This is a genomic window from Photorhabdus thracensis (assembly GCF_001010285.1).
In the GTDB taxonomy this organism is placed as follows: Bacteria; Pseudomonadota; Gammaproteobacteria; order Enterobacterales; family Enterobacteriaceae; genus Photorhabdus; species Photorhabdus temperata.
Window position 1 is genome coordinate 1056828 of the sequence record NZ_CP011104.1, and the last position, 22889, is coordinate 1079716.

17 protein-coding genes, 2 tRNA genes, 3 rRNA genes and 4 pseudogenes are annotated in these 22889 nt (G+C 44.1%); 16 read left to right on the forward strand and 10 right to left on the reverse strand.

All coding sequences use genetic code 11. From position 1 onward, the window contains the following. Positions 1-74: 74 nt before the first annotated feature. From VY86_RS04210 to gmhB, 6 genes are all read right to left on the reverse strand, one after another. Positions 75-151: transfer RNA gene (locus VY86_RS04210), tRNA-Asp, on the reverse strand. 198 nt (positions 152-349) lie between these two features. Then, a 5S ribosomal RNA gene (gene rrf, locus VY86_RS04215) occupies positions 350-465 on the reverse strand. 116 nt (positions 466-581) lie between these two features. Beyond that, a 23S ribosomal RNA gene (locus tag VY86_RS04220) occupies positions 582-3492 on the reverse strand. Between the two features lie 189 nt (positions 3493-3681). Beyond that, positions 3682-3757, reverse strand: a tRNA-Glu gene (locus VY86_RS04225). Positions 3758-3839: 82 nt separating this feature from the next. Next, positions 3840-5385, reverse strand: a 16S ribosomal RNA gene (locus VY86_RS04230). The 16S, 23S and 5S rRNA genes sit together here with 2 tRNA genes alongside, the layout of an rRNA operon. 375 nt (positions 5386-5760) lie before the next feature. Beyond that, positions 5761-6327: a D-glycero-beta-D-manno-heptose 1,7-bisphosphate 7-phosphatase gene (gene gmhB / locus VY86_RS04235; RefSeq protein ID WP_046974054.1), complete on the reverse strand. Its 567-nt coding sequence runs from the start codon at positions 6325-6327 to the stop codon at positions 5761-5763. A gap of 185 nt (positions 6328-6512) precedes the next feature. On the opposite strand from gmhB, the gene metN reads away from it, so the two are divergent. The 6 genes from metN (at position 6513) to proS (ending at position 12162) form a co-directional block, all read left to right on the forward strand. After that, positions 6513-7544, forward strand: a complete 1032-nt coding sequence (metN, locus tag VY86_RS04240) for a methionine ABC transporter ATP-binding protein MetN (protein ID WP_046974055.1) — start codon at positions 6513-6515, stop codon at positions 7542-7544. Continuing rightward, complete coding sequence (locus VY86_RS04245) at positions 7537-8190, forward strand: methionine ABC transporter permease MetI (protein WP_036838473.1); 654 nt, start codon at positions 7537-7539, stop codon at positions 8188-8190. Before metN ends, VY86_RS04245 begins: the two co-directional genes overlap by 8 nt. 64 nt (positions 8191-8254) lie before the next feature. Beyond that, on the forward strand, positions 8255-9070 hold the full coding sequence (locus VY86_RS04250; RefSeq protein ID WP_046974056.1) for a MetQ/NlpA family lipoprotein: 816 nt from the start codon (positions 8255-8257) through the stop codon (positions 9068-9070). A gap of 196 nt (positions 9071-9266) precedes the next feature. Continuing rightward, positions 9267-9614 carry an Rcs stress response system protein RcsF gene (gene rcsF, locus VY86_RS04255; protein ID WP_324251565.1) on the forward strand — a complete coding sequence of 116 codons (348 nt, stop codon included), beginning with the start codon at positions 9267-9269 and terminating at the stop codon, positions 9612-9614. Further along, complete coding sequence (gene tsaA, locus VY86_RS04260) at positions 9611-10318, forward strand: tRNA (N6-threonylcarbamoyladenosine(37)-N6)-methyltransferase TrmO (protein ID WP_046974058.1); 708 nt, start codon at positions 9611-9613, stop codon at positions 10316-10318. The genes rcsF and tsaA overlap by 4 nt, the downstream gene beginning before the upstream one ends. 125 nt (positions 10319-10443) lie before the next feature. Then, positions 10444-12162, forward strand: a complete 1719-nt coding sequence (gene proS, locus VY86_RS04265) for a proline--tRNA ligase (RefSeq protein WP_046974059.1) — start codon at positions 10444-10446, stop codon at positions 12160-12162. Positions 12163-12282: 120 nt separating this feature from the next. On the opposite strand, the gene nlpE is transcribed toward proS, so the two are convergent. Further along, positions 12283-12948 carry an envelope stress response activation lipoprotein NlpE gene (gene nlpE / locus VY86_RS04270; RefSeq protein ID WP_046974060.1) on the reverse strand — a complete coding sequence of 222 codons (666 nt, stop codon included), beginning with the start codon at positions 12946-12948 and terminating at the stop codon, positions 12283-12285. 332 nt (positions 12949-13280) lie between these two features. Here nlpE and rof point away from each other — a divergent pair, with 332 nt between their 5' ends. Further along, the gene (rof, locus tag VY86_RS04275; protein ID WP_046974061.1) at positions 13281-13547 is read left to right on the forward strand and encodes a Rho-binding antiterminator; all 267 of its coding nucleotides are present in this window, start codon (positions 13281-13283) and stop codon (positions 13545-13547) included. A 139-nt stretch (positions 13548-13686) separates the two neighbouring features. Here the strand turns inward: rof and VY86_RS23000 are convergent. Next, positions 13687-14598: pseudogene (locus VY86_RS23000) on the reverse strand (transposase). A 129-nt stretch (positions 14599-14727) separates the two neighbouring features. Between VY86_RS23000 and VY86_RS04285 the strand changes: the two are divergent. The 9 genes and pseudogenes from VY86_RS04285 to VY86_RS04320 all read left to right on the forward strand — a co-directional run. Then, positions 14728-15388: pseudogene (locus VY86_RS04285) on the forward strand (ISAs1 family transposase); the annotation flags it as partial. A 144-nt stretch (positions 15389-15532) separates the two neighbouring features. Then, positions 15533-16093, forward strand: coding sequence for a cysteine peptidase family C39 domain-containing protein (locus tag VY86_RS04290; RefSeq protein ID WP_052760774.1), 561 nt, complete (start codon positions 15533-15535; stop codon positions 16091-16093). A 38-nt stretch (positions 16094-16131) separates the two neighbouring features. Continuing rightward, a complete protein-coding gene (locus tag VY86_RS26410) occupies positions 16132-16419 on the forward strand; it encodes an ABC transporter transmembrane domain-containing protein (protein WP_420800622.1) in 288 nt (95 codons plus the stop codon). Between the two features lie 58 nt (positions 16420-16477). Next, entirely contained in the window at positions 16478-17614 is a 1137-nt protein-coding gene (locus VY86_RS04295; protein ID WP_046973608.1) for an ISAs1 family transposase, read from the forward strand. 22 nt (positions 17615-17636) lie between these two features. Then, positions 17637-18119: pseudogene (locus VY86_RS23010) on the forward strand (ABC transporter transmembrane domain-containing protein); the annotation flags it as partial. Positions 18120-18192: 73 nt separating this feature from the next. Further along, a complete protein-coding gene (locus VY86_RS04305; protein ID WP_082111175.1) occupies positions 18193-18717 on the forward strand; it encodes an ATP-binding cassette domain-containing protein in 525 nt (174 codons plus the stop codon). Between the two features lie 44 nt (positions 18718-18761). Beyond that, a complete protein-coding gene (locus VY86_RS04310) occupies positions 18762-19871 on the forward strand; it encodes an ISAs1 family transposase (protein ID WP_046974065.1) in 1110 nt (369 codons plus the stop codon). Positions 19872-19908: 37 nt separating this feature from the next. Further along, positions 19909-20142, forward strand: a complete 234-nt coding sequence (locus VY86_RS04315) for an SEL1-like repeat protein (RefSeq protein WP_046974066.1) — start codon at positions 19909-19911, stop codon at positions 20140-20142. A gap of 11 nt (positions 20143-20153) precedes the next feature. Then, positions 20154-21152: an SPM autocatalytic domain-containing protein gene (locus tag VY86_RS04320; protein ID WP_052760775.1), complete on the forward strand. Its 999-nt coding sequence runs from the start codon at positions 20154-20156 to the stop codon at positions 21150-21152. A gap of 445 nt (positions 21153-21597) precedes the next feature. On the opposite strand, the pseudogene VY86_RS25640 reads toward VY86_RS04320, so the two are convergent. Together VY86_RS25640 and VY86_RS04330 are read right to left on the reverse strand one after the other, a co-directional pair. Next, positions 21598-22448, reverse strand: a pseudogene (locus VY86_RS25640) (DDE-type integrase/transposase/recombinase); the annotation flags it as partial. Beyond that, positions 22449-22853: a hypothetical protein gene (locus VY86_RS04330; protein WP_228940596.1), complete on the reverse strand. Its 405-nt coding sequence runs from the start codon at positions 22851-22853 to the stop codon at positions 22449-22451. It abuts the pseudogene before it with no gap. Positions 22854-22889 lie beyond the last annotated feature (36 nt).

Genomic DNA, 22889 nt, shown 5'->3' on the forward strand with positions numbered 1-22889 from the left:
GAATTATTGATTTTAATATTTATTAAACAGAAAAAAACCCTGAGATTTCTCTCAGGGTTTCTCTGGAAATTAAGTGGCGGTGCGGACGGGGCTCGAACCCGCGACCCCCGGCGTGACAGGCCGGTATTCTAACCAACTGAACTACCGCACCACCGAATTTCTTGTTCTCTATGTTGCTACCACAACATAAAATCTCAACACCAATCAGGGTAGTCTACGAACGGACCTTCTGCCATTCATCCTTCGGACCGTCGCTTTCCGCGACGTTCAAAATCACTCTCTGCAATTTTGTCCGACTTTCTACCCACAACACTCTGTGTCATTCTTCATCACACAAAGCTAAATTAAAGCCTGGCAGTTCCCTACTCTCACATGGGGAGACCCCACACTACCATCGGCGCTACGGCGTTTCACTGCTGAGTTCGGCATGGGGTCAGGTGGGACCACCGCGCTATCCCCGCCAGGCAAATTCATTTCATCCCGACCGTTATCTGCCTTCTCGACACATAACCATCCGAATCAATCTCTCAAACAAGCCAAAAATTCTCTCTTCTCTCGCCCCAAAACACCTTCGGTGTTGTAAGGTTAAGCCGCTCGGTTCATTAGTACTGGTCAGCTCAATGCATCGCTGCACTTACACACCCAGCCTATCCACGTCTTCGTCTTAAACGTTCCTTCCGTGACCTTACGTCAAGGGAAGACTCATCTCAAGGCAAGTTTCCCGCTTAGATGCTTTCAGCGGTTATCTCTTCCGCACTTAGCTACCGGGCTATGCCATTGGCATGACAACCCGTACACCAGCGGTGCGTCCACTCCGGTCCTCTCGTACTAGGAGCAGCCCCTTTCAATCTTCCTGCGCCCACGGCAGATAGGGACCGAACTGTCTCACGACGTTCTAAACCCAGCTCGCGTACCACTTTAAATGGCGAACAGCCATACCCTTGGGACCAACTTCAGCCCCAGGATGTGATGAGCCGACATCGAGGTGCCAAACACCGCCGTCGATATGAACTCTTGGGCGGTATCAGCCTGTTATCCCCGGAGTACCTTTTATCCGTTGAGCGATGGCCCTTCCATGCAGAACCACCGGATCACTAAGACCTACTTTCGTACCTGCTCGAGCCGTCACTCTCGCAGTCAAGCTGGCTTATGCCTTTGCACTAACCTCACGATGTCCGACCGTGATTAGCCAACCTTCGTGCTCCTCCGTTACGCTTTAGGAGGAGACCGCCCCAGTCAAACTACCCACCAGACACTGTCCCCGATGCGGATCACGCACCCGGGTGAGAACATCGAACATTCAAGGGTGGTATTTCAAGGATGGCTCCATGCAGACTGGCGTCCACACTTCCAGGCCTCCCACCTATCCTACACATCAAGGCTCCATGTTCAGTGTCAAGCTATAGTAAAGGTTCACGGGGTCTTTCCGTCTTGCCGCGGGTACACTGCATCTTCACAGCGAGTTCAATTTCACTGAGTCTCGGGTGGAGACAGCCTGGCCATCATTACGCCATTCGTGCAGGTCGGAACTTACCCGACAAGGAATTTCGCTACCTTAGGACCGTTATAGTTACGGCCGCCGTTTACTGGGGCTTCGATCAAGAGCGTCGCACTGACGTGCTAACCCCATCAATTAACCTTCCAGCACCGGGCAGGCGTCACACCGTATACGTCCACTTTCGTGTTTGCACAGTGCTGTGTTTTTAATAAACAGTTGCAGCCAGCTGGTCTCTGCGACTGGCTTCAGCTCCGGGCGCTCGGCCCTTCACCTACCGCCAGCGTGCCTTCTCCCGAAGTTACGGCACCATTTTGCCTAGTTCCTTCACCCGAGTTCTCTCAAGCGCCTGAGTATTCTCTACCTGACCACCTGTGTCGGTTTGGGGTACGATTCAATATGACCTGATGCTTAGAGGCTTTTCCTGGAAGCCGGGCATCAACCACTTCACCGCCGTAGCGGCTCGTCATCACGCCTCAGTGTTGCAGCAGAACGGATTTGCCTGTCCTGCCCACCTACACGCTTAAACCGGGACGACCGTCGCCCGGATGGCCTAGCCTTCTCCGTCCCCCCTTCGCAGTCACATTCAGTACAGGAATATTAACCTGTTTCCCATCGACTACGCTTTTCAGCCTCGCCTTAGGGGTCGACTCACCCTGCCCCGATTAACGTTGGACAGGAACCCTTGGTCTTCCGGCGAGCGGGTTTTTCACCCGCTTTATCGTTACTTATGTCAGCATTCGCACTTCTGATACCTCCAGCGGGCCTCACGACGCCGCCTTCGCCGGCTTACAGAACGCTCCCCTACCCAACGACACATTCATGTCGCTGCCGCAGCTTCGGTGCATGGTTTAGCCCCGTTACATCTTCCGCGCAGGCCGACTCGACCAGTGAGCTATTACGCTTTCTTTAAATGATGGCTGCTTCTAAGCCAACATCCTGGCTGTCTGAGCCTTCCCACCTCGTTTCCCACTTAACCATGACTTTGGGACCTTAGCTGGCGGTCTGGGTTGTTTCCCTCTTCACGACGGACGTTAGCACCCGCCGTGTGTCTCCCGTGATACCATTCTTCGGTATTCGCAGTTTGCATCGGGTTGGTAAGCCGGGATGGCCCCCTAGCCGAAACAGTGCTCTACCCCCGAAGATGAATTCACGAGGCGCTACCTAAATAGCTTTCGGGGAGAACCAGCTATCTCCCGGTTTGATTGGCCTTTCACCCCCAGCCACAAGTCATCCGCTAATTTTTCAACATTAGTCGGTTCGGTCCTCCAGTCAGTGTTACCTAACCTTCAACCTGCCCATGGCTAGATCACCGGGTTTCGGGTCTATACCCTGCAACTTATGCGCCCAGTTAAGACTCGGTTTCCCTGCGGCTCCCCTAAACGGTTAACCTTGCTACAGAATATAAGTCGCTGACCCATTATACAAAAGGTACGCAGTCACCCCTATTAATAGAAGCTCCCACTGCTTGTACGTACACGGTTTCAGGTTCTCTTTCACTCCCCTCGCCGGGGTTCTTTTCGCCTTTCCCTCACGGTACTGGTTCACTATCGGTCAGTCAGGAGTATTTAGCCTTGGAGGATGGGCCCCCCATATTCAGACAGGATACCACGTGTCCCGCCCTACTCGTTGAGTTCACAACTTGTGTGTTTTGGTGTACGGGACTCTCACCCTTTACTGTGCGACTTTCCAGACGCTTCCACTAACACACCCGCTGATTCAGACTCTGGGCTGCTCCCCGTTCGCTCGCCGCTACTGGGGGAATCTCGGTTGATTTCTTTTCCTCGGGGTACTGAGATGTTTCAGTTCCCCCGGTTCGCCTCGTTTGACTATGAATTCATCAAACGATAGTGCAACGGATTGCACTGGGTTTCCCCATTCGGACATCGCCGGCTATTACGCTTCATATCAGCTTACCGACGCTTTTCGCAGATTAGCACGTCCTTCATCGCCTCTGACTGCCTAGGCATCCACCGTGTACGCTTAGTCGCTTAACCTCACAACCCGAAAATGTCTCGGATTGCCGATTGTTGAGAGACTGGTCAATAATACCTCGGTGATATTATCGACGGTTTCAATTTTCAGCTTGTTCCAGATTGTTAAAGAGCATTTATCGTTAAACCGACTTCATCAGAAATCCGCTTAACGATAACACGACGACGGCTTTCACCCGTCATCACCGCAAGTGGCGTCCCCTAGGGGATTCGAACCCCTGTTACCGCCGTGAAAGGGCGGTGTCCTAGGCCTCTAGACGAAGGGGACACAATGGCCGGCTTCGCAGACGCGTCTTGCTCGACTTTCATCAGACAATCTGTGTGAGCACTGCACTCAACCGCATCTCAGGTAAGGAGGTGATCCAACCGCAGGTTCCCCTACGGTTACCTTGTTACGACTTCACCCCAGTCATGAATCACAAAGTGGTCAGCGCCCTCCAAACGGTTAAGCTACCGACTTCTTTTGCAACCCACTCCCATGGTGTGACGGGCGGTGTGTACAAGGCCCGGGAACGTATTCACCGTAGCATTCTGATCTACGATTACTAGCGATTCCGACTTCATGGAGTCGAGTTGCAGACTCCAATCCGGACTACGACAGACTTTATGTGTTCCGCTTGCTCTCGCGAGGTCGCTTCACTTTGTATCCGCCATTGTAGCACGTGTGTAGCCCTACTCGTAAGGGCCATGATGACTTGACGTCATCCCCACCTTCCTCCGGTTTATCACCGGCAGTCTCCTTTGAGTTCCCACCATTACGTGCTGGCAACAAAGGATAAGGGTTGCGCTCGTTGCGGGACTTAACCCAACATTTCACAACACGAGCTGACGACAGCCATGCAGCACCTGTCTCTCAGTTCCCGAAGGCACTTCGCTGTCTCCAGCAAATTCTGAGGATGTCAAGAGTAGGTAAGGTTCTTCGCGTTGCATCGAATTAAACCACATGCTCCACCGCTTGTGCGGGCCCCCGTCAATTCATTTGAGTTTTAACCTTGCGGCCGTACTCCCCAGGCGGTCGATTTAACGCGTTAGCTCCGGAAGCCACTCCTCTTAGGGAACAACCTCCAAATCGACATCGTTTACCGCGTGGACTACCAGGGTATCTAATCCTGTTTGCTCCCCACGCTTTCGCACCTGAGCGTCAGTCTTCGTCCAGGGGGCCGCCTTCGCCACCGGTATTCCTCCACATCTCTACGCATTTCACCGCTACACATGGAATTCTACCCCCCTCTACGAGACTCTAGCCAACCAGTCTTAGATGCCGTTCCCAGGTTAAGCCCGGGGATTTCACATCTAACTTAATTGACCGCCTGCGTGCGCTTTACGCCCAGTCATTCCGATTAACGCTTGCACCCTCCGTATTACCGCGGCTGCTGGCACGGAGTTAGCCGGTGCTTCTTCTGCGGGTAACGTCAACATACCGCTCTGTTCAAGCGGTATCCTTCCTCCCCGCTGAAAGTACTTTACAACCCGAAGGCCTTCTTCATACACGCGGCATGGCTGCATCAGGCTTGCGCCCATTGTGCAATATTCCCCACTGCTGCCTCCCGTAGGAGTCTGGGCCGTGTCTCAGTCCCAGTGTGGCTGGTCATCCTCTCAGACCAGCTAGGGATCGTCGCCTAGGTAGGCCATTACCCTACCTACCAGCTAATCCCATCTGGGTTCATCCGCGGGCGTGAGGCCCTTTCAGGTCCCCCACTTTGGTCTTGCGACATTATGCGGTATTAGCCACCGTTTCCAGTGGTTATCCCCCACCCTCGGGCAGATCCCCAGACATTACTCACCCGTCCGCCGCTCGTCAGCAAAAATGCAAGCATTTTCCTGTTACCGCTCGACTTGCATGTGTTAGGCCTGCCGCCAGCGTTCAATCTGAGCCATGATCAAACTCTTCGATTAAAAGCTTGATGCTCAAAGAAACTGACTGTTCATTCGTTATGAATTAACTGTTGTTCACTCTTTAAGACTTTAGTGTATTCTTTTGTGATACCGTCTTGTGAGTGCCCACACAGATTGTCTGATTAATTGTTAAAGAGCAGGCTGAAATAAAAAGTAATATTCTCGTTCAGCCGGGCTGCGTATACTACGCTTTTCGCCCGCAGAGTCAAGCGCTTATTTGCTTTGTTCTGCCTGGCCTCACACGTTTTGTCAGCGTTGTGTCGGTCAGTGGTGGCGCATTATAGGGAGTTCTTCGGCGCTGGCAAGCGTTTATTTAAAAAAAACTTTCGCCCGCACACTTTTTCAACAAGACGATGATATAAAGAACAAAAAAGCCTACTTCCTGATGCTTTTAATCGCTTTAGGCAAGTCTGCAAGGCTATTTATTATCAAATCAGCCGCTTGTTCTGCTTCATTTGTAATTGGTTTGCCTGTACGAACTAATACCCTAGTACCAACTTTCGCCATCACCGCCGCTTGCATATCTTCCAGTTTGTCACCAACCATATAAGAAGCAGCCATATCAATGCCAAGCTCCTTCTGTGCATCCAGCAGCATACCTGGTTGTGGTTTACGACAATCACAACTCTTCTTATATTGTTCTTCAGTCGCATCTGGATGATGGGGACAATAATAAATGCCATCCAAATCTACACCGCGATCTGCCAGTGACCAATCCATCCATTCTGTCAATTGCAAGAATTGTTCTTCATTGAAAATGCCGCGGGCAATACCTGACTGGTTTGTGACTAATACCAGTGCATACCCCATTTTTTTCAATTCAATCATGGTTTCAATGGCACCATCGATAAATTGAAAATCATCTACTTCGTGTACATAACCATGATCGATATTTATTGTTCCGTCACGATCTAAAAATACGGCAGGAATACCTTGTGTCACCCGATTGCTCCAAGCAATGTAAGAAGTTCTCAGTATCGCATGATTTAGCCATGAATGAGAATGCAGCAATTAATTTATTCCCAGTTGACTTGGACGTCTAGACACCTTAACATCCGATTTAACTTAGTAGTTTGTTTTCTCAAAATGTTCAAACTACCAATTTTCGAATTTTTATAAGAATAAAAATGATAAAACTATTTCATATCAATAAAATATTCCAGCAGGGTGCCCGCTCTATCAACGCACTTTCAGATATCAGTCTGCATGTTCCGCAAGGACAAATTTACGGTGTCATCGGTTCATCCGGTGCGGGCAAAAGTACGTTGATTCGCTGTGTGAATATGCTTGAGCGTCCAACTTCCGGGCAAATACTGGTTGATGGCCAGGATTTGACTATCCTATCTGATAGTGATTTGACCCATGCGCGTCGCCGTATTGGCATGATTTTCCAACACTTTAATTTGCTATCTTCGAGAACAGTTTTTGGCAACATATCCTTACCTTTAGAATTAGATAATGTTCCAAAGACGGAAATAAAAAAACGGGTAGATGAGTTATTAGAACTTGTTGGCCTTGCAGATAAACACGATGCTTACCCGGCAAATCTCTCTGGTGGACAGAAACAACGTGTTGCTATTGCCCGTGCCTTAGCTAATTCACCTAAAGTACTTTTATGTGATGAAGCAACCAGTGCTCTGGATCCAGCAACAACCCGGTCTATTCTGGAATTATTGAAAGATATTAATCGCCGTCTGGGTCTGACTATTTTGTTAATTACACATGAAATGGATGTCGTCAAACGTATATGTGACCAGGTTGCAGTTATCAGCGGTGGGCAGTTGATTGAACAGGATATTGTCAGTGAAGTGTTTTCTCATCCCAAAACACCTATCGCTCAGGCATTTATCCAGTCAACTTTGCATTTGGATATCCCTGAAGATTATGTGCAAAAAATGCAAAGCACCCCAGCCCCAGATCTTAGCCCATTATTGAAACTGGAGTTCACCGGTCAGTCTGTAGACGCACCTCTGATTTCGATGGCAGTACGTCGTTTTGATATTGATATGAATATATTAAGTTCCCAAATTGATTATGCCGGTGGAGTAAAATTTGGTGTGATGTTAGCGGAATTACACGGTGAAAATGGCGGTGTTGAGTCAACAATTAAATTTTTACAAGACCATCATGTGAAAGTAGAGGTTCTCGGTTATGTCTGAAGGAATGATCTTATTGCTAGCTAAAGGCGTCTGGGAAACTCTGGTAATGACTTTTGTTTCTGGTTTCTTTGGCTTTATTATTGGGCTGCCGATAGGTGTCTTGTTATATGTCACCCGCCCTGGTCAGATTATGGAAAACAGTAAACTCTATCGTTTTCTTTCAGCGATAGTGAATGTTTTCCGTTCTATCCCATTTATTATTTTACTGGTATGGATGATTCCTTTTACCAGATTAATTGTTGGAACATCTATCGGTTTACAGGCCGCCATTGTTCCATTAACCATAGGTGCCGCACCATTTATCGCCCGTATGGTGGAAAATGCTTTACTGGAAATTCCATCAGGATTAATTGAAGCAGCTCGCGCAATGGGAGCGACTCCGTTCCAGATTGTGAAGAAAATTCTGTTACCTGAAGCGTTACCAGGTTTGCTTAATGCAGCTACAATTACCCTGATTACGTTAGTAGGTTATTCCGCAATGGGAGGTGCTGTAGGTGCGGGTGGATTAGGCCAGATTGGCTACCAATATGGTTATATCGGCTATAATGCAACAGTAATGAACACCGTATTAGTGTTACTGGTTATTTTAGTTTACTTAATTCAATTAAGTGGTGACCGTTTAGTTAAAGCCACAACACGCAAATAATAAAATTATTTTAAAACAGCACCGATATCGGTGCTAATAAATCAGTATTCAATAGGGGTAAAGTATGTCTGTTAAATTAAGAACCATCGCAACTATCAGTGCTCTTTTAGGTTCATTAATTCTGGCTGGTTGCGGGCAGGAAAAACAAGATCCAAACCATATTAAAGTAGGCGTTATCGTTGGTGCAGAACAAGAAGTTGCTGAAATTGCGAAAAAAGTAGCCAAAGATCAATATGGTCTTGATGTAGAACTGGTCACTTTTAATGATTTTGTATTGCCAAACGAGGCTCTGAGTAAAGGTGATATTGATCTGAATGCATACCAGCACAAACCTTACATGGATCAACAAATCAAAGATCGTGGTTACAAATTGGTCACTGTTGGCAACTCTTTTATTTATCCAATTGCGGGTTATTCCAAGAAAATTAAATCCCTGGATGAATTACAGGATGGTTCTCAAATTGCGTTACCAAATGATCCAACGAACTTAGGCCGTTCTTTATTACTGTTACAGAAACAAAACTTAATCAAACTGAAAGATAACATAGGATTATTACCAACAACACTGGACATTGCTGAAAATCCTAAAAATCTAAAATTGGTTGAGCTGGAAGCACCACAATTACCACGTTCATTGGACGATCAAAAAATTGCTCTGGCAATCATTAATACGACATATGCCAGCCAAATCGGCCTGACTCCGGCAAAAGACGGTTTATTTGTCGAAAATAAAGATTCTCCATATGTAAACCTGCTGGTTAGCCGTGAAGATAATAAGGACGCTGAAAACGTTAAGAAATTCGTTAAAGCATATCAATCCGATGAAGTTGATGAAGCTGCCAATAAAATTTTTAACGGTGGTGCGGTGAAAGGCTGGTAATCTTTCATATTACACTCATCGATATTAGACAAATCAGGCGGACAGGTTGTCCGCCTGATTTGTTATGGCATCATGTTTTCGATATTTTTTTGTTAACCTGATTCTATTCTCTTAACTCTGACAGTAAAAATTCGAGGATCTATTAATGCGTAAGCTGTTTATCTCTTTGTTAGCTCTATTCATAACAGGATGTTCAATGCAACAAACAGCATTTACTGACTCTTCTCAGTTATCGGATATGAGGCACAAACAAGCATTAACCGAAGAAAAAAAGAATCTTTCTTCATCCGTAAAGTTGTATACCAAGAGTGAAGAGTTAATAAATGCCGCATTTAAAGATTTAGGAATTGTTTCTGGTCAATCATGCCGTGGTTCTTTACAGGATCCACCAGCTAATATCGCCGTAGCACGTAACCAGATGATAACGAAGGCCGCTCATTTGAATGCTAACGCAGTTTTATTACATCAGTGCGAGATGTTATCAGGTCAAGGATGCTACCAGATAGCAATATGTGAAGGTTCAGCTCTGCTTATTACTCAATGACCGATTTTAATTTCACACAAATAGGGGTTATCCACTCCCCTTATAAAGAAAAATTTGCCGTTCCACGCCAACCAGGTCTTATTGAAGATGGCGGAGGGCAATTGGTACTTCTTCCACCCTATAATCAACCAGATGCAGTTCGTGGTTTGGAACAATTTAGTCATCTGTGGGTTATTTTTATTTTCCACCAAACAATGGATGGCGGCTGGAAACCAATGGTGCGTCCTCCCCGTTTAGGCGGCAATGCAAAAATGGGCGTATTCGCAACCCGTTCAACTTTCAGACCGAATCCAATTGGTATGTCTCTGATTGAACTTAAAGGAATTGAATACAGAAAAAGCAGTGTTACTCTGGAATTGGGCAGCCTGGATTTAGTTGATGGCACACCGGTTATTGATATCAAGCCTTATCTGCCTTTCGCTGAATGTCAGCCACACGCTGTAGCAGGTTTTGCTCAAGAAGCACCTTCCGCCGGTATGGAAGTGATATTTTTACCTGCCGCCGAACAACAGCTCATCTCAGTTCAGGGCACTTACCCGGATTTACGCCGTTTTATCAGTCAGGTCTTGGCTCAAGACCCTCGTCCTGCTTATCGGAGAGGAGAACAGGAAAATCGAGAATATGCCGTTCATTTACTGAATTTTAATGTACGCTGGAGAATCTGTGGCACACTGACTAAAGTGTTTTCCATTGAACCCCTTTAAAAATCAGTATATGCCCTTTTGACATCTTAAACTCGCTGGTAGACTAAAGACTTATTTTCGTTTTTTATTAGCTGGCAAATTTCTGCCAGTCAGAAGCAATTTGCTGCTCTAATGGAACCCTAACAATGCGCACTAGCCAATATCTGCTCTCTACATTAAAAGAGACTCCTGCCGATGCAGAGGTTGTCAGTCATAAACTGATGCTTCGTGCGGGCATGATCCGTAAGCTCGCTTCAGGTCTGTATAATTGGATGCCTACAGGTGTCCGCGTACTAAAAAAAGTTGAGAAAATTGTTCGTGAAGAGATGAACAATGCCGGAGCAATTGAAATATCTATGCCCGTCGTACAGCCGGCAGATTTATGGCAGGAAAGTGGTCGCTGGGAACAGTACGGCCCAGAATTACTGCGTTTTGCTGACCGGGGGGATCGCCCTTTTGTGCTGGGTCCAACTCACGAGGAAGTCGTTACTGATCTGATCCGTAATGAAGTCAGCTCATACAAACAGTTACCGCTGACTTTATTCCAGATCCAGACTAAATTCCGGGACGAAGTTCGCCCTCGCTTTGGTGTAATGCGCTCCCGGGAATTCTTAATGAAAGATGCTTACTCTTTCCACGCTACCCAAGAGTCACTACAAGAAACTTACGACAATATGTACAAAGCCTACAGCAAAATCTTTACCCGTATTGGTTTGGATTTCCGTGCTGTTCTGGCAGACACCGGTTCTATCGGCGGTAGTGCTTCTCATGAATTTCAGGTTCTGGCTGCCAGTGGAGAAGATGATATCGTTTTCTCCACTGAATCCAATTATGCAGCTAATATTGAATTGGCCGAAGCCGTCGCTCCTGCTTATGATCGTGCAACACCAACAGAAGAGATGCATCTGGTAGACACCCCAAATGCAAAAACAATTGCTGAACTGGTTGAACAATTCAATCTGCCAGTTGAAAAAACGGTTAAGACTCTGATGGTTCATGCAGCAGAAAATACGGGCCATAAATTGATCGCCTTATTGGTCCGCGGCGACCATGAACTTAATGAAATCAAAGCAGAGAAATTATCTTTGGTTGCCAGCCCTCTGACTTTTGCTACCGAAGAAGAGATTCGTGCAATTGTAGGTGCCGGCCCAGGCTCACTGGGACCTGTCAATCTGCCAATACCTGTTATTATTGACCGCAGTGTGGCGGTGATGAATGACTTTGGCGCAGGTGCCAACATTGATGACAAACACTATTTCGGTATCAACTGGGAACGTGATTTACCAATACCAGCAGTCGCTGATATCCGTAATGTTGTTGAAGGTGATGCCAGCCCAGATGGCAAAGGATCGCTGCTCATCAAACGTGGCATTGAAGTTGGTCATATCTTCCAACTTGGCACCAAGTATTCTGATGCAATGAAAGCAACCGTTCAAGGCGAAGACGGCCACAATCAGATTGTCACTATGGGTTGTTATGGTATTGGCGTTACCCGTATTGTCGCCGCAGCGATTGAACAAAATCACGATGACCGCGGTATCATCTGGCCTGATGCAATTGCACCATTCCAGGTCGCTATTCTGCCAATGAATATGCATAAGTCATATCGTGTTAAGGAAGTTGCAGAGAAACTGTATGCCGATCTGCGCACCAGCGGTATTGATGTTATTTTCGATGATCGTAAAGAACGCCCAGGCGTGATGTTTGCTGATATGGAGCTTATTGGCGTGCCACACACTATCGTTATCGGTGACCGCAATCTTGATAATGGCGAAGTAGAATATAAATATCGTCGCAATGATGAAAAACAGATACTGAAGCTAGACGATGTTGCTGATTATCTGAAGCAACAACTTGGTTGTTAATTAGGGTTATTACAATAACTCATTGAGCGGTATGGTGATAATGGTCAGACCACAAAGACGCAGTCAGTGAACTCGTTTTACTCTTCTGGCCCATTATCACCATTCATACTGAAGCTAGAATTATTTCTTCATATTACAAGATTTCGATTTATCGAAATGAATTTTACCTGTCTGAACCAAGGCAGAATTAAATAGCCCATCCTCCATTGAAGGGCTCACGCTATAATAGCCTTCAACTTCAACATAAACCGGCGTTCCACCTTCTACGCCAGCTTGATGATAGCCTTGCTCCAAATCCAAACTTTCCGGCACGTCATAACGCTTACCTGTACTACAATCGGTGAATGAAGCGGCATCAGCTATGTAACTGTATTCACCCGCCAGTTTTTCTGGTTTTACCCGTTTCAGCTCATAGTTGAATGACGATTCAATTGTGTTGCCTTCCATATCCAGCATTACCAGATTTCCATCTTTCGGCAAATAGTAATATTTCTGGTCATCTGATTTTGCCAGACGGATTTTTTCTCCATCTTTCGCCCATTGACCGGATTCAAAGAATGACTGATCACCATCACGAGAACCAAGATAAGTTTGTTCCAGAATATAAGTACCATCATCATCCAATAACAGTGTGGTATCAATACCAGAACAATCAGCACAAGGAAGAACACCATGAAAAGTCTGATCCATTGGCTGTGAACTCGTTTGCTGTACCAAGTTACCTTGACATCCCACCAAAGCAGATACGCCCACAGCAACTAACGCTGTTAAAAGTTTTTTATTCACATTTATCTCCAAACAGTATAATGAGCTCTGTGACTCATCTTAATTAGTAACACAAAGAATATAAGATTATTGCAGCTTAATAGCGCAAATACCGTCCTTTTTAAGGATGTTACCCAATAGTAGCGAAATGATATGAGCCGATTTTAATACTTTTGTCAGGAACTTACTGTGAAATAAGACTTTTATTTATTTACCGTTCAGAGAGAACAGCCAAAGTTATTCATTAATCACGATTGATTTCCTGTGCTATAGTCATTAATAGTGCTTTTGAGTTACAATTTTTAACAACCACAGGCGGCAATAACCGCCACTAACCATAGTGGTGAGCAAATATGTCTATAAATATTGAATATCAACCAATTAACTGTGACGACTATGACAACCTTGAATTGGCTTGCCAACATCAGCTCCATCTACACATAAAATTACGAGGTGGTGAAGTTATTGAAGGGAAAGCCTGTGATTTGATTTTGAGAAAGAAAGTTGAATACCTGATAATCGAAGCAGCAGATAATCCCCGAGAACTGCGGTTGGATCATATCGCCAGTTTCAGTCACCCTGAAATCGGTACTGTTATTGTTGAACATTCCGAATCCTGATAAGAAACAAGAAACAGCCGCCTCTGGCGGCCAGACCGCTGACAAACCTCGTTGAAAATAACGGGGTTTGTTCCTTTCATTATGAATCATAATGCCATCCATTTTCCTCACTAAGCTGGTTTAATCGCCCGACAAGGCGTTATTTTCGCTTCTCCTGCAATGAAATGCCCGCTCTCCAGAGATAAAAACAACAAAGCATCGCGACCAGCAATGCTATCTTCTTGATATTTTGGGCTGTTGCCGCCAGTAGACGTTGTATCTGAACTTTTCAGCAACCCACGGAAACGGGCATAACGGTGACCATGATGCTGCTTCGCATCCGCAAAACTGCGTTCTATCGTCTCCTTTCGTCGTTTGTAGCGCTTTTTTCCCCACGGGGGTAATCGGTTTTCTCTGGCCTGCTCTTTACTGACCTCCCAGATATGGCGGGTTATCATTTTTCCGCCTTTCGCGTGAGTGCAGGCGGTGCATAAACCCGCTTTCCGGGTCGGTGGTATGACCTTCGTCTTTCTCTGCCGTTCCTTTAGGGCTGGCTTCAGGCTTTTTTTCCGGCCGCCGCCCGGTCTTCAGTGACGGCTTTATCCAGTGCATCACAATAGGCGCCGGGGGAAACCGGCCGCATGACATTCTCCGATTTATGCGGATTGGCGCTGGCTTTCAGGTGGGTGCTGTCGGTATAGAGTACGTGTCCGCCCACGAATCCTTTGACCATCGCCTGTTCAACAATGTGGTCAAAAATCTGCTGGAAGACCGCGGTATGATTGAAACGGCGGCGGCGGTTCTGACTCAGGGTTGAGGCATCAGGGACCTTCTCTGTCAGTCCGAGGCGCAGAAACCAGCGGTAAGCCACATTAACCTGAATTTCCTGAACCAGACGGCGTTCACTGGGGACGCCAAACAAGTAGCCGAGTAACATCATTTTAATCAGCATGACCGGATCGATAGCAGGACGGCCATTATTGTGGCAATACAACGGGGCGACTAATTCGCGGATAAATTCGAAATCAATGGCGGCATCGACTTGATGGACCAAATGATTTTTAGGGACCAGCTCGTCAAGAGAGAACGTTTCTGGCGGGAAAGTCTAGAGAGGGGATGTTCTTAATATGGTGGCAAGCTCCGTTGAATGAACGGAACTTAATTAAAACAAAGTACCGGATAAAAAACCAGCGTTTTGTCAATAACCTGCATTCCTGAACCTCTCCAATTATTGGTGCTGGAAGGATGTTTTGTGAGCATTGATGCTGTGGGAACGCAAACAAAAATCGCCGATATTATCCTGAAAAAATCCGCGGATTATTTGCTGTCAGTAAAAGATAATCAGCCGACACTGGCTGCTGAAGTCAGCGCGCAATTTCACGCTTTTTGGGCGAGTACGCCAAAAGATATTGCCGGACCATCTTTCTGCGAACAATTTAATAATCAGCATGGCCGCCGGAAACATCGCCGATACTGGCAATTCCCTGTTGGTGAGCAGATGCCCATTTGTCAGAAATGGAAAGCAAAGACGATAATAGCAGTCCAATCTGAACGGACAGAAAAAAGACGTGGGCATGATTTTGTCCGATTCTATATCAGTAGCCAACCAATGAATGCGGAGAAAGCCTTGCAAGCGACACGATCTCGAGAATCATTTACACTGGTTACTTGATGTTACGTTTCGAGAAGATAAACTCCAGGCCCGGATGGGATTTGCCGGTGAAAATTTAGCTGTACTAAGAAAATGGATTTTGAACATGCTGAAACAGAATGAATCCCGCAATTTAAGTATGGAAAATAAACGCAGGCTCTTTTGTTTAAATGATGATTATTTATTCGAATCCTTGGGTTTGTTTATATAATGAGTTTTGATGCGTTAGCCCTGACTCAGATACCGATCTAAATGGTAATAAAATTTGATGAATTAATAACTTTCCATTGATTATGAAGATTATCTTATATATAATTATGAGAATTAGAATTAATTATTCAGGATGAGGGTCAGATTGTCTCAATCGTTGGTAACAGGGCTAGTTTTGATTGCAGGGTATCATGGTATTAATTTGGATAGCTCCGCAATAAAACATCAATTTTCTGATAAAAATGGATACTTTGGTGTCACTCAGTGGTTATTGGCAGCTAAAGAACATTCACTCCGTGCTAAATTAGTTAAGAAACCAATTGATAGACTTAAATTTATTCCTTTACCATCTCTAGTCTTAGGTGAAGAAGAATCGTCGTTTATTTTACTGAAAGTAGAAGACAATAAATATCTTATCTATGATATAAAAGAAAAAAACAATCGTATTATTAACGAAAATGAGTTCGATGCTATTTATTCTGGTCAACTGATTCTCGTTTCTTCAAAGAAATCAGTCTCTGATAAATTGCAACGTTTTGATTTTACTTGGTTTATTCCTTCTATTGTCAAGTATCGCCATATATTCATCGAAATTTTAGTATTATCCATTTTTCTTCAGGTCTTTTCATTAGTAACACCTCTTTTTTTCCAGGTGGTGATGGATAAAGTTCTTGTTCATCAAAGTTATAATACTATAATACTTTAGATATTATTGCTTTTATCGTTGTTGTTCTCTTTGATGTCATTTTAACTGGATTAAGAACTTATCTTTTTTCACATACGACGAATAAAATAGACATTGAATTAGGCTCAAAGTTGTTGAGTCATATAATAAACCTTCCTATTCGCTATTTTGAAGTCAGACGAGTAGGAGATATAATAGCTAGGATAAAAGAACAAGAAAATATTCGCCAATTTTTAACTGGGCAGGCGTTCACATCTCTTTTAGATTGTATATTTTCTTTTCTATTTATTATCGTGATGTGGTATTACTGCAGGGTGAGATCACGAACGTTATTTAATCAAAATTAATCCATTTGACCCACGAATTCAATTGTGATCTTATACTCCTTTTTTCGGGAGTACCCTAATGGAACTTGATGCTTTTTCTCAACATTTCGGTGAAATCAAAGATCCCCGCCAGTCTGCCAAAATCAGCTATCCTCTGTTTGATGTGCTTTTTCTGACAATGTGTGCCGTCTTGACGGGCGCTGAAGGTTGGGAAGATATCGAAGACTTTGGGAATATGCGCATTAACTGGCTTCAGGAAAAGGGATTTTTTCAAACCGGCTTACCTGTACATGATACAATAGCGCGTATCATTTCCCGCCTTGACCCTGTCCAGTTTCAACACTGCTTTATTCGCTGGACGCAGGCGGTAAGCAAACGTACCGAGGGTGAAATCATCGCGATTGATGGCAAGGCATTACGGGGAACCGGGCATTGGCATAAACGATTATCGGCTATCCATATGGTGAGCGCATTTGCTACGGCCAATGGCGTTGTCATGGGACAGTTAAAAACTGAAAAAAAATCTAATGAAATCACTGCGATCCCGAAGTTAATTGATTTACTGGACATCAAAAGTTGTTTGGTCACCCTTGATGCGATGGGATGCCAGACTAAAATTGCTAAAAAAATTATCGCCCAGGGGGGTGATTATCTGCTGGCGGTAAAAAATAACCAGGAAACGTTACATCGCGCAGTTAAACAAACACTGTCAGCGCAAGTCACTGCCGTCAGCCAATCAGAAAATGTCTGTATAGAACAAGGGCATGGGCGAATTGAATTACGTGAATATCATGTATTACCGGCGGGCGAACTTGCCTCGCAATTTCCGGAATGGGAAGGCTTAAAAAGCATTGGTGTGGCAATACGATATCGCCTTGATAAAGCGAGAAAAAAAGAATCACTGGATTATCATTATTATATCAGCTCTGCGGAACTTGAATCAGACCGTTTTAGGGAGGCGGTACGGGGCCATTGGGGTATCGAAAATTGCGTCCATTGGGTGCTTGACGTATCAATGAATGAAGATGCGTGTGCCATTCGTCGCGGGAATGCTGCTGAGATATTAGCGGGTATGCGGCACTTCTCGCTTAATATGCTGCGTGCAGAAACCAGTGTAAAAGCCAGCATGCGACGCAAAGCAAACATGGCCAATATGAGCAGTGAGTATTTGGACAAAGTTTTAATTGCAGGCTTTCAGGTATTGGGCAAGAAATGAACATTCATGCTCTTGCCCTGGGTATTACTGCCCTTCTTTAACCATAATTATTTTAATTTCTCTCCCGTTCTATATTGTTCTATCTGTAATTATTAGTCCTATTTTAAGAAGGAGATTAGATAATCAATTTTCTAGAAATGCTGATAATCAAGCTTTCTTAGTTGAAACGGTAAACACAGTTTCAACATTAAAATCATTAGGAGTTGAGCGGCAAATCATAAATCGCTGGCATGAATTATTGCCAGCATATGTTGGCTCAGCCATGAAAGTTACCCGTTTAGCAATATTGGGGCAACAAGGTGTCCAATTAATTCAAAAAATAGTTTCTATTTTAATTTTATGGTTTGGTGCTCATTTAGTGATTAATAGTGAAATAACTGTTGGGCAGCTTATTGCTTTCAATATGTTAGCTTCTCAGGTTACTGCTCCTATTATTCGCTGAGCTCAATTATGGCAAGATTTTCAACAAACGGGGATTTCTGTTGCACGATTAGGTGATATTTTAAATAAGATTCCAAAATAGCGCTACATCTTATACTACTCATAATTCTATATATAACAATGGGTTGAAGAAGGCCATGTGTAGCAAAATTATGAAATGTTATTTAAATACTCCTATAGAGCATTCTGAAAGTAGTGTGAATTTATCTTCACTACGCGGTGAAGTCACATTTGAAGATGTTTGTTTTCGCTACCAAGCGGATGGAAAATGGGACATAAATAACTTATCTCTAAATATTAAGGCCGGAGAAGTTATTGGTGTAGTTGGTCGTTCCGGTTCGGGAAAAAGTACTTTAACTAAGCTCATTCAACGCTTTTACATTTCTGAAAAAGGAAGAATCATGCTTGATGAGTTGGATTTAGCATTAGCTGAGCCAACTTGGTTGCGGCGTCATATTGGTGTCGTACAACAAGAAAATGTACTGTTTAACCGAACAATAAAAGAAAATATTACGCTAACCCAGCCATCTGCATCTTTAGAACTGATTATTCAAGCTTGTAAACAGGCTGGTACCCATGATTTTATTATGCAATTGTCTAAAGGGTATGATACCCCAGGGCGCGAGCATACTTTTTTACCCCCCCCCTTGAATGAACCGTAATTATATGATCTCATTCTCCTTATTTTTCTTTTTAATACTCGCCCATGAATCCGAACCAGACCCTGATTGAACATTTAACCGTTGTGAAAGAAACTCGTTCTGACATCAATCGTCAATACGAGCTGATTGATGTTATTTTTCTTGTCATCAGCGCCATTCTCGCTGGCGCTGAAGGTTGGCAAGATATTGAAACTTATGGTCGGGCCAAAATTACGTGGCTGAAAAAATATCGCCCCTTTCTCAGTGGAATACCATGCCGACACACGGTTGCCAGAATTGTGCGCGCTATTGAACTTGATTCGCTGTTGGAGGCTTTGCTCAACTGGATCAATGAACAACGTGAACAGGCAGGGAAACCGGTCATTGCCTTCGATGGAAAAGTTCTGCGACGCGCCTACCGTAATGAAAAGCAAAACGCCGTCCAACTGGTCACGGCATATGATACGGAACAAGGATTAGTCCTGAGCCAGAAAGCCACTGCCACGAAAAACGGGGAAATCAGTATCGTGCGGCAGATGTTGGATATCCTTGACCTGAAAGGCAGCATCGTCACGCTGGATGCTTTGCATTGTCAGCGCCAAACGCTGGAAAAAATCAGCGAAAAGAAAGCCCATGTCGTGGTTCAGGTGAAAAAAAATCAACCCCATCTGTGGGAAGCCGTCCAATCGCAATTTCAGGCGGTGTTTGATGCCGGTAAAGAAAAAATTATCACGGAAGTTAAGCAAGAAGCCCATGGCCGGCGTGAAGAGCGTTATGTGTTTCAGTTAAGGCCCCAATTTACGGCAGAATTAATCGAGAAATGGCCGACCATTCGTAGCATTATCGCCGTAGAACGTCACCGGACACAAAATGGCAAAGGAACGGTGGACACGTCTTATTATGTGAGTTCCCTTTCGCCCAAGCATAAATCACTGGGATATTATATTCGCCAGCATTGGCGGATTGAAAATACCCAGCACTATATTCTTGATGTGGTCTTTAAAGAAGATGATTCACGAATTGTTCTGGAGGGTGCAGTTGAGAATCTGGCCTTATTCCGTCGTATCGTCCTGAATCTGGTCAAACAATGCGATTGCGGGGCACCGAGCCAAAGGAACAAGCTTAAAAAAGCGGGTTGGTGCGATGATTATCGGGCAAGAGTTTTCTTTGGATGAATAGCAGTCAAAGTATGCTCGTGCCCTGGGGCAGGGGGTGAGACAAGATTATCAAAAAGCCTTGCAATATTATAATGAAGCAATCAAGTTAGATAATAATAAAACATCTTTACACAATTTGTCCAGATTATATTTATATGGATTAGGGGTAGAAAAAAACAGAGAAAAAGCATTGGGATTACTTAAAAAATCTGCTGATTTAGGAAATAAGCAGGCAATGAGTGATTTGTATTGGTTAAAGCATTCCGAGTCAAAATACGAATATAAATAAAGGAAAAATATATGGATAAAATAATAAAATTTACTCCATCTTATTACAGAACAGATGGTAATTATGTCACCGTACATGTTGCGAAACCAGGAACAAAACTAAATAATCCAGATGGAACCACGGGGACTTCACTCACGGGGCATATCTGGATGACAATAGAGACATCAAGTGGACAAAAAACTGATGTTGGATGGTCAACTGGCGACTCTTTAAAAGTAGGAGGGTATGATAATATCAGTTTAAATGATAGTGCTTTATACGATAAAAGTACGGTAAAAAGTTATACCACAGAACTGATAAACCCAAGGATGTCTGCTCTGATAGATTGTATTAATAAAGTACCCTTAGGAGAGTTTCCTGGATTTTCCAAGAACTATAATCTTTTTACTAATAATTGCATTACTTTTGTTAAAACATGCCTTAATTATGTTGGCTTTAATATGGGTAATTCGTTGTTACCTAATTTTACTCCCAGTGGAAATTATAGAAGTCTTGCACAAATGATAGAGAAAAATTATAACACTGCAGATGAGTGGGGTGATCAATGGACCTATATGAATAATGACTCTAATCTTTCACCATTAGTTATTGATTTAAATGGTGATGGAGTGGGAACTATACCAGAAGGAGAAATATATTTTGATATGAATAATGACGGAATTAGTGATTCCATTGGCTGGATTGATAAGAACGATGGTTTTTTAGTTTATGATAAAAATAATGATGGAAAGATAGAGTCTGGAGGAAAGCTTTTTGGAAATTATAGTGAAATTAATGGAGAAAATAATTTTAAAAATGGATTTGAAGCATTATCAGAACTGGACTCCAATAATGATTCCATCATATCAAAGTGTGATAAAGAATGGAGTAAATTAAAAATATGGAAGGATGAAAACAGTAATGGCATTGTAGATAAAAATGAGTTGATGAGTTTACCTGATGTAGGAATTAAGGAGATTAATTTAAAATACCAAGAGGAATTCTATATCGATAAATCTGGTAATAAATAACGTTTCATAATTCTGCCACACATGGACTTCTTCAACCCATTGTTATACATAGAATTATGAGTAGTATAAGATGTAGCGCCATTTTGGAATCTTATTTATACAGAATGAAATCTCTAAAGTTACCTGGAATAATGGTAAAACAACGGATATTGTTGATGTATGGTTTAAATCTCATCCTAAGTTAACAAAGGAAGATATTAATACCTCTACACAACAAGAAATTCATAAAATGATTAACTCTATGGCTGAATTTGGCGTTGAAGGTATTAGTTCGTCAACCACTCAAATAACACCACGACAGGATACCCCGATTACAGTATTAGCAACGCCTCTTTTAGGTTAGTAGTATATTATTTATTATAACCGTTAACCTAACAGAGATGTTGTATTTATTAGTTTCTGTTAGGTTTATTTGTCCTAAATAGCTATATGGACACTGTAGTGGTCAACTAATTCCGGACAGTAAATTAGAGAGAGCCTCAGCTTTTGCCGGTGGCACATCCTCGTTGAACTGATGTGGCTGGCTCCAGTTGTAATAATCCATCAGGTAAAAACTCATATCCCGCTGGGCTTCTGCTCTGGTCATATAACCGGTTACAGGCACCCATTCTGATTTCAAGTTTCTAAACAGCCTTTCCATTGGGGCATTATCCCAGCAATTGCCACGGCGGCTCATACTTTGCGTCATGCGATAACGCCACAGCCTTTGCCGGAATGAACGGCTGGCATACTGGCTACCCTGGTCTGAATGGAACATCACGTTTTGCGGTCTGCCGCGTTGCTCGTATGCCATGTCCAGTGCTTTAACCACTAAATCCGCATCGGGCTTTGCCGATAATGCCAGCCGCCTTCTGCCCAGATAGAGGTAATATCACCGCACCAGACGCTATCTGGCGCACTAACGTCAAATTCCCTATTGAGATGATTCGGGATATCCAACCGTTCAATCCGGGCTGTTTTATAACGGTGTGGGCCAGGCTGCTTGCTGACTATCCCGGCTTCTTTCATCAGGCTTCTGATCTTGAAACGCCCCATCTGATACCCCAGAGCACGCATCATGTCCAGTCAAGTTTTGCTACCCGCTGAGTGGCGGCTTGCTTTAAATAACGCGTTGATTTTACTGCGCTGCTCTAACCGTTCAACATTAATCAGCCTGCTGCAATGCTTGTGTTCGTAATAACTGCTGGCGGCAACATCAAACACGTCACAGACCCATTCCACCGCTTCATGCTCTCTTAACGGGTCTATCAGCGAGTATGTTCGAGTTCGTCCGACATCAAGAGAGCGGTAGCTTTCCTAAGAAACACATTCGGATTTTGGGTGTAATTCCCAGCCAAATTCTTCAGTCCGTCGCTTTAAGTTCCTTATCACACGGTCACGATACGCTTTTTCATATTGCTCTTCTCCCGGATCTTGATATTGCATGCCATAACGCATTGCATTGTAAAAAAGGACGGCGATTTTTCTGGCGGTTGCCGTTACTGCTTTTGCCTTACCAATTCGGGCCAATAAACGACGATAAAATGCCCCTAATGCTGTAGAAGAGCGTCCTACCGTCGTGGCGGCTAAACGTAAGTGCGCGACAATACGATTATTGCTTTTGCGTGAATGTGATGACAGCTTTTTACCTCCACTGATCTTGGAGCCGGGGCACAGTGTAGGCCAAGAAGTAAAATGTTTCACGGTTGGCCATTTTGTCATGTCCGTCCCACATTCAGAAATCATTCTCAATGCCAA

Bases quoted from the DNA above. Each gene is read 5' to 3' on its own strand.
- metN (WP_046974055.1), top strand. From the start codon at position 6,513: ATGATAAAACTATTTCATATCAATAAAATATTCCAGCAGGGTGCCCGC.
- VY86_RS04245 (WP_036838473.1), top strand. From the start codon at position 7,537: ATGTCTGAAGGAATGATCTTATTGCTAGCTAAAGGCGTCTGGGAAACT.
- VY86_RS04250 (WP_046974056.1), top strand. From the start codon at position 8,255: ATGTCTGTTAAATTAAGAACCATCGCAACTATCAGTGCTCTTTTAGGT.
- rcsF (WP_324251565.1), top strand. From the start codon at position 9,267: ATGCAACAAACAGCATTTACTGACTCTTCTCAGTTATCGGATATGAGG.
- tsaA (WP_046974058.1), top strand. From the start codon at position 9,611: ATGACCGATTTTAATTTCACACAAATAGGGGTTATCCACTCCCCTTAT.
- proS (WP_046974059.1), top strand. From the start codon at position 10,444: ATGCGCACTAGCCAATATCTGCTCTCTACATTAAAAGAGACTCCTGCC.
- rof (WP_046974061.1), top strand. From the start codon at position 13,281: ATGTCTATAAATATTGAATATCAACCAATTAACTGTGACGACTATGAC.
- VY86_RS04295 (WP_046973608.1), top strand. From the start codon at position 16,478: ATGGAACTTGATGCTTTTTCTCAACATTTCGGTGAAATCAAAGATCCC.
- VY86_RS04305 (WP_082111175.1), top strand. From the start codon at position 18,193: ATGTGTAGCAAAATTATGAAATGTTATTTAAATACTCCTATAGAGCAT.
- VY86_RS04310 (WP_046974065.1), top strand. From the start codon at position 18,762: ATGAATCCGAACCAGACCCTGATTGAACATTTAACCGTTGTGAAAGAA.
- VY86_RS04320 (WP_052760775.1), top strand. From the start codon at position 20,154: ATGGATAAAATAATAAAATTTACTCCATCTTATTACAGAACAGATGGT.
- VY86_RS04330 (WP_228940596.1), bottom strand. From the start codon at position 22,853: ATGACAAAATGGCCAACCGTGAAACATTTTACTTCTTGGCCTACACTG.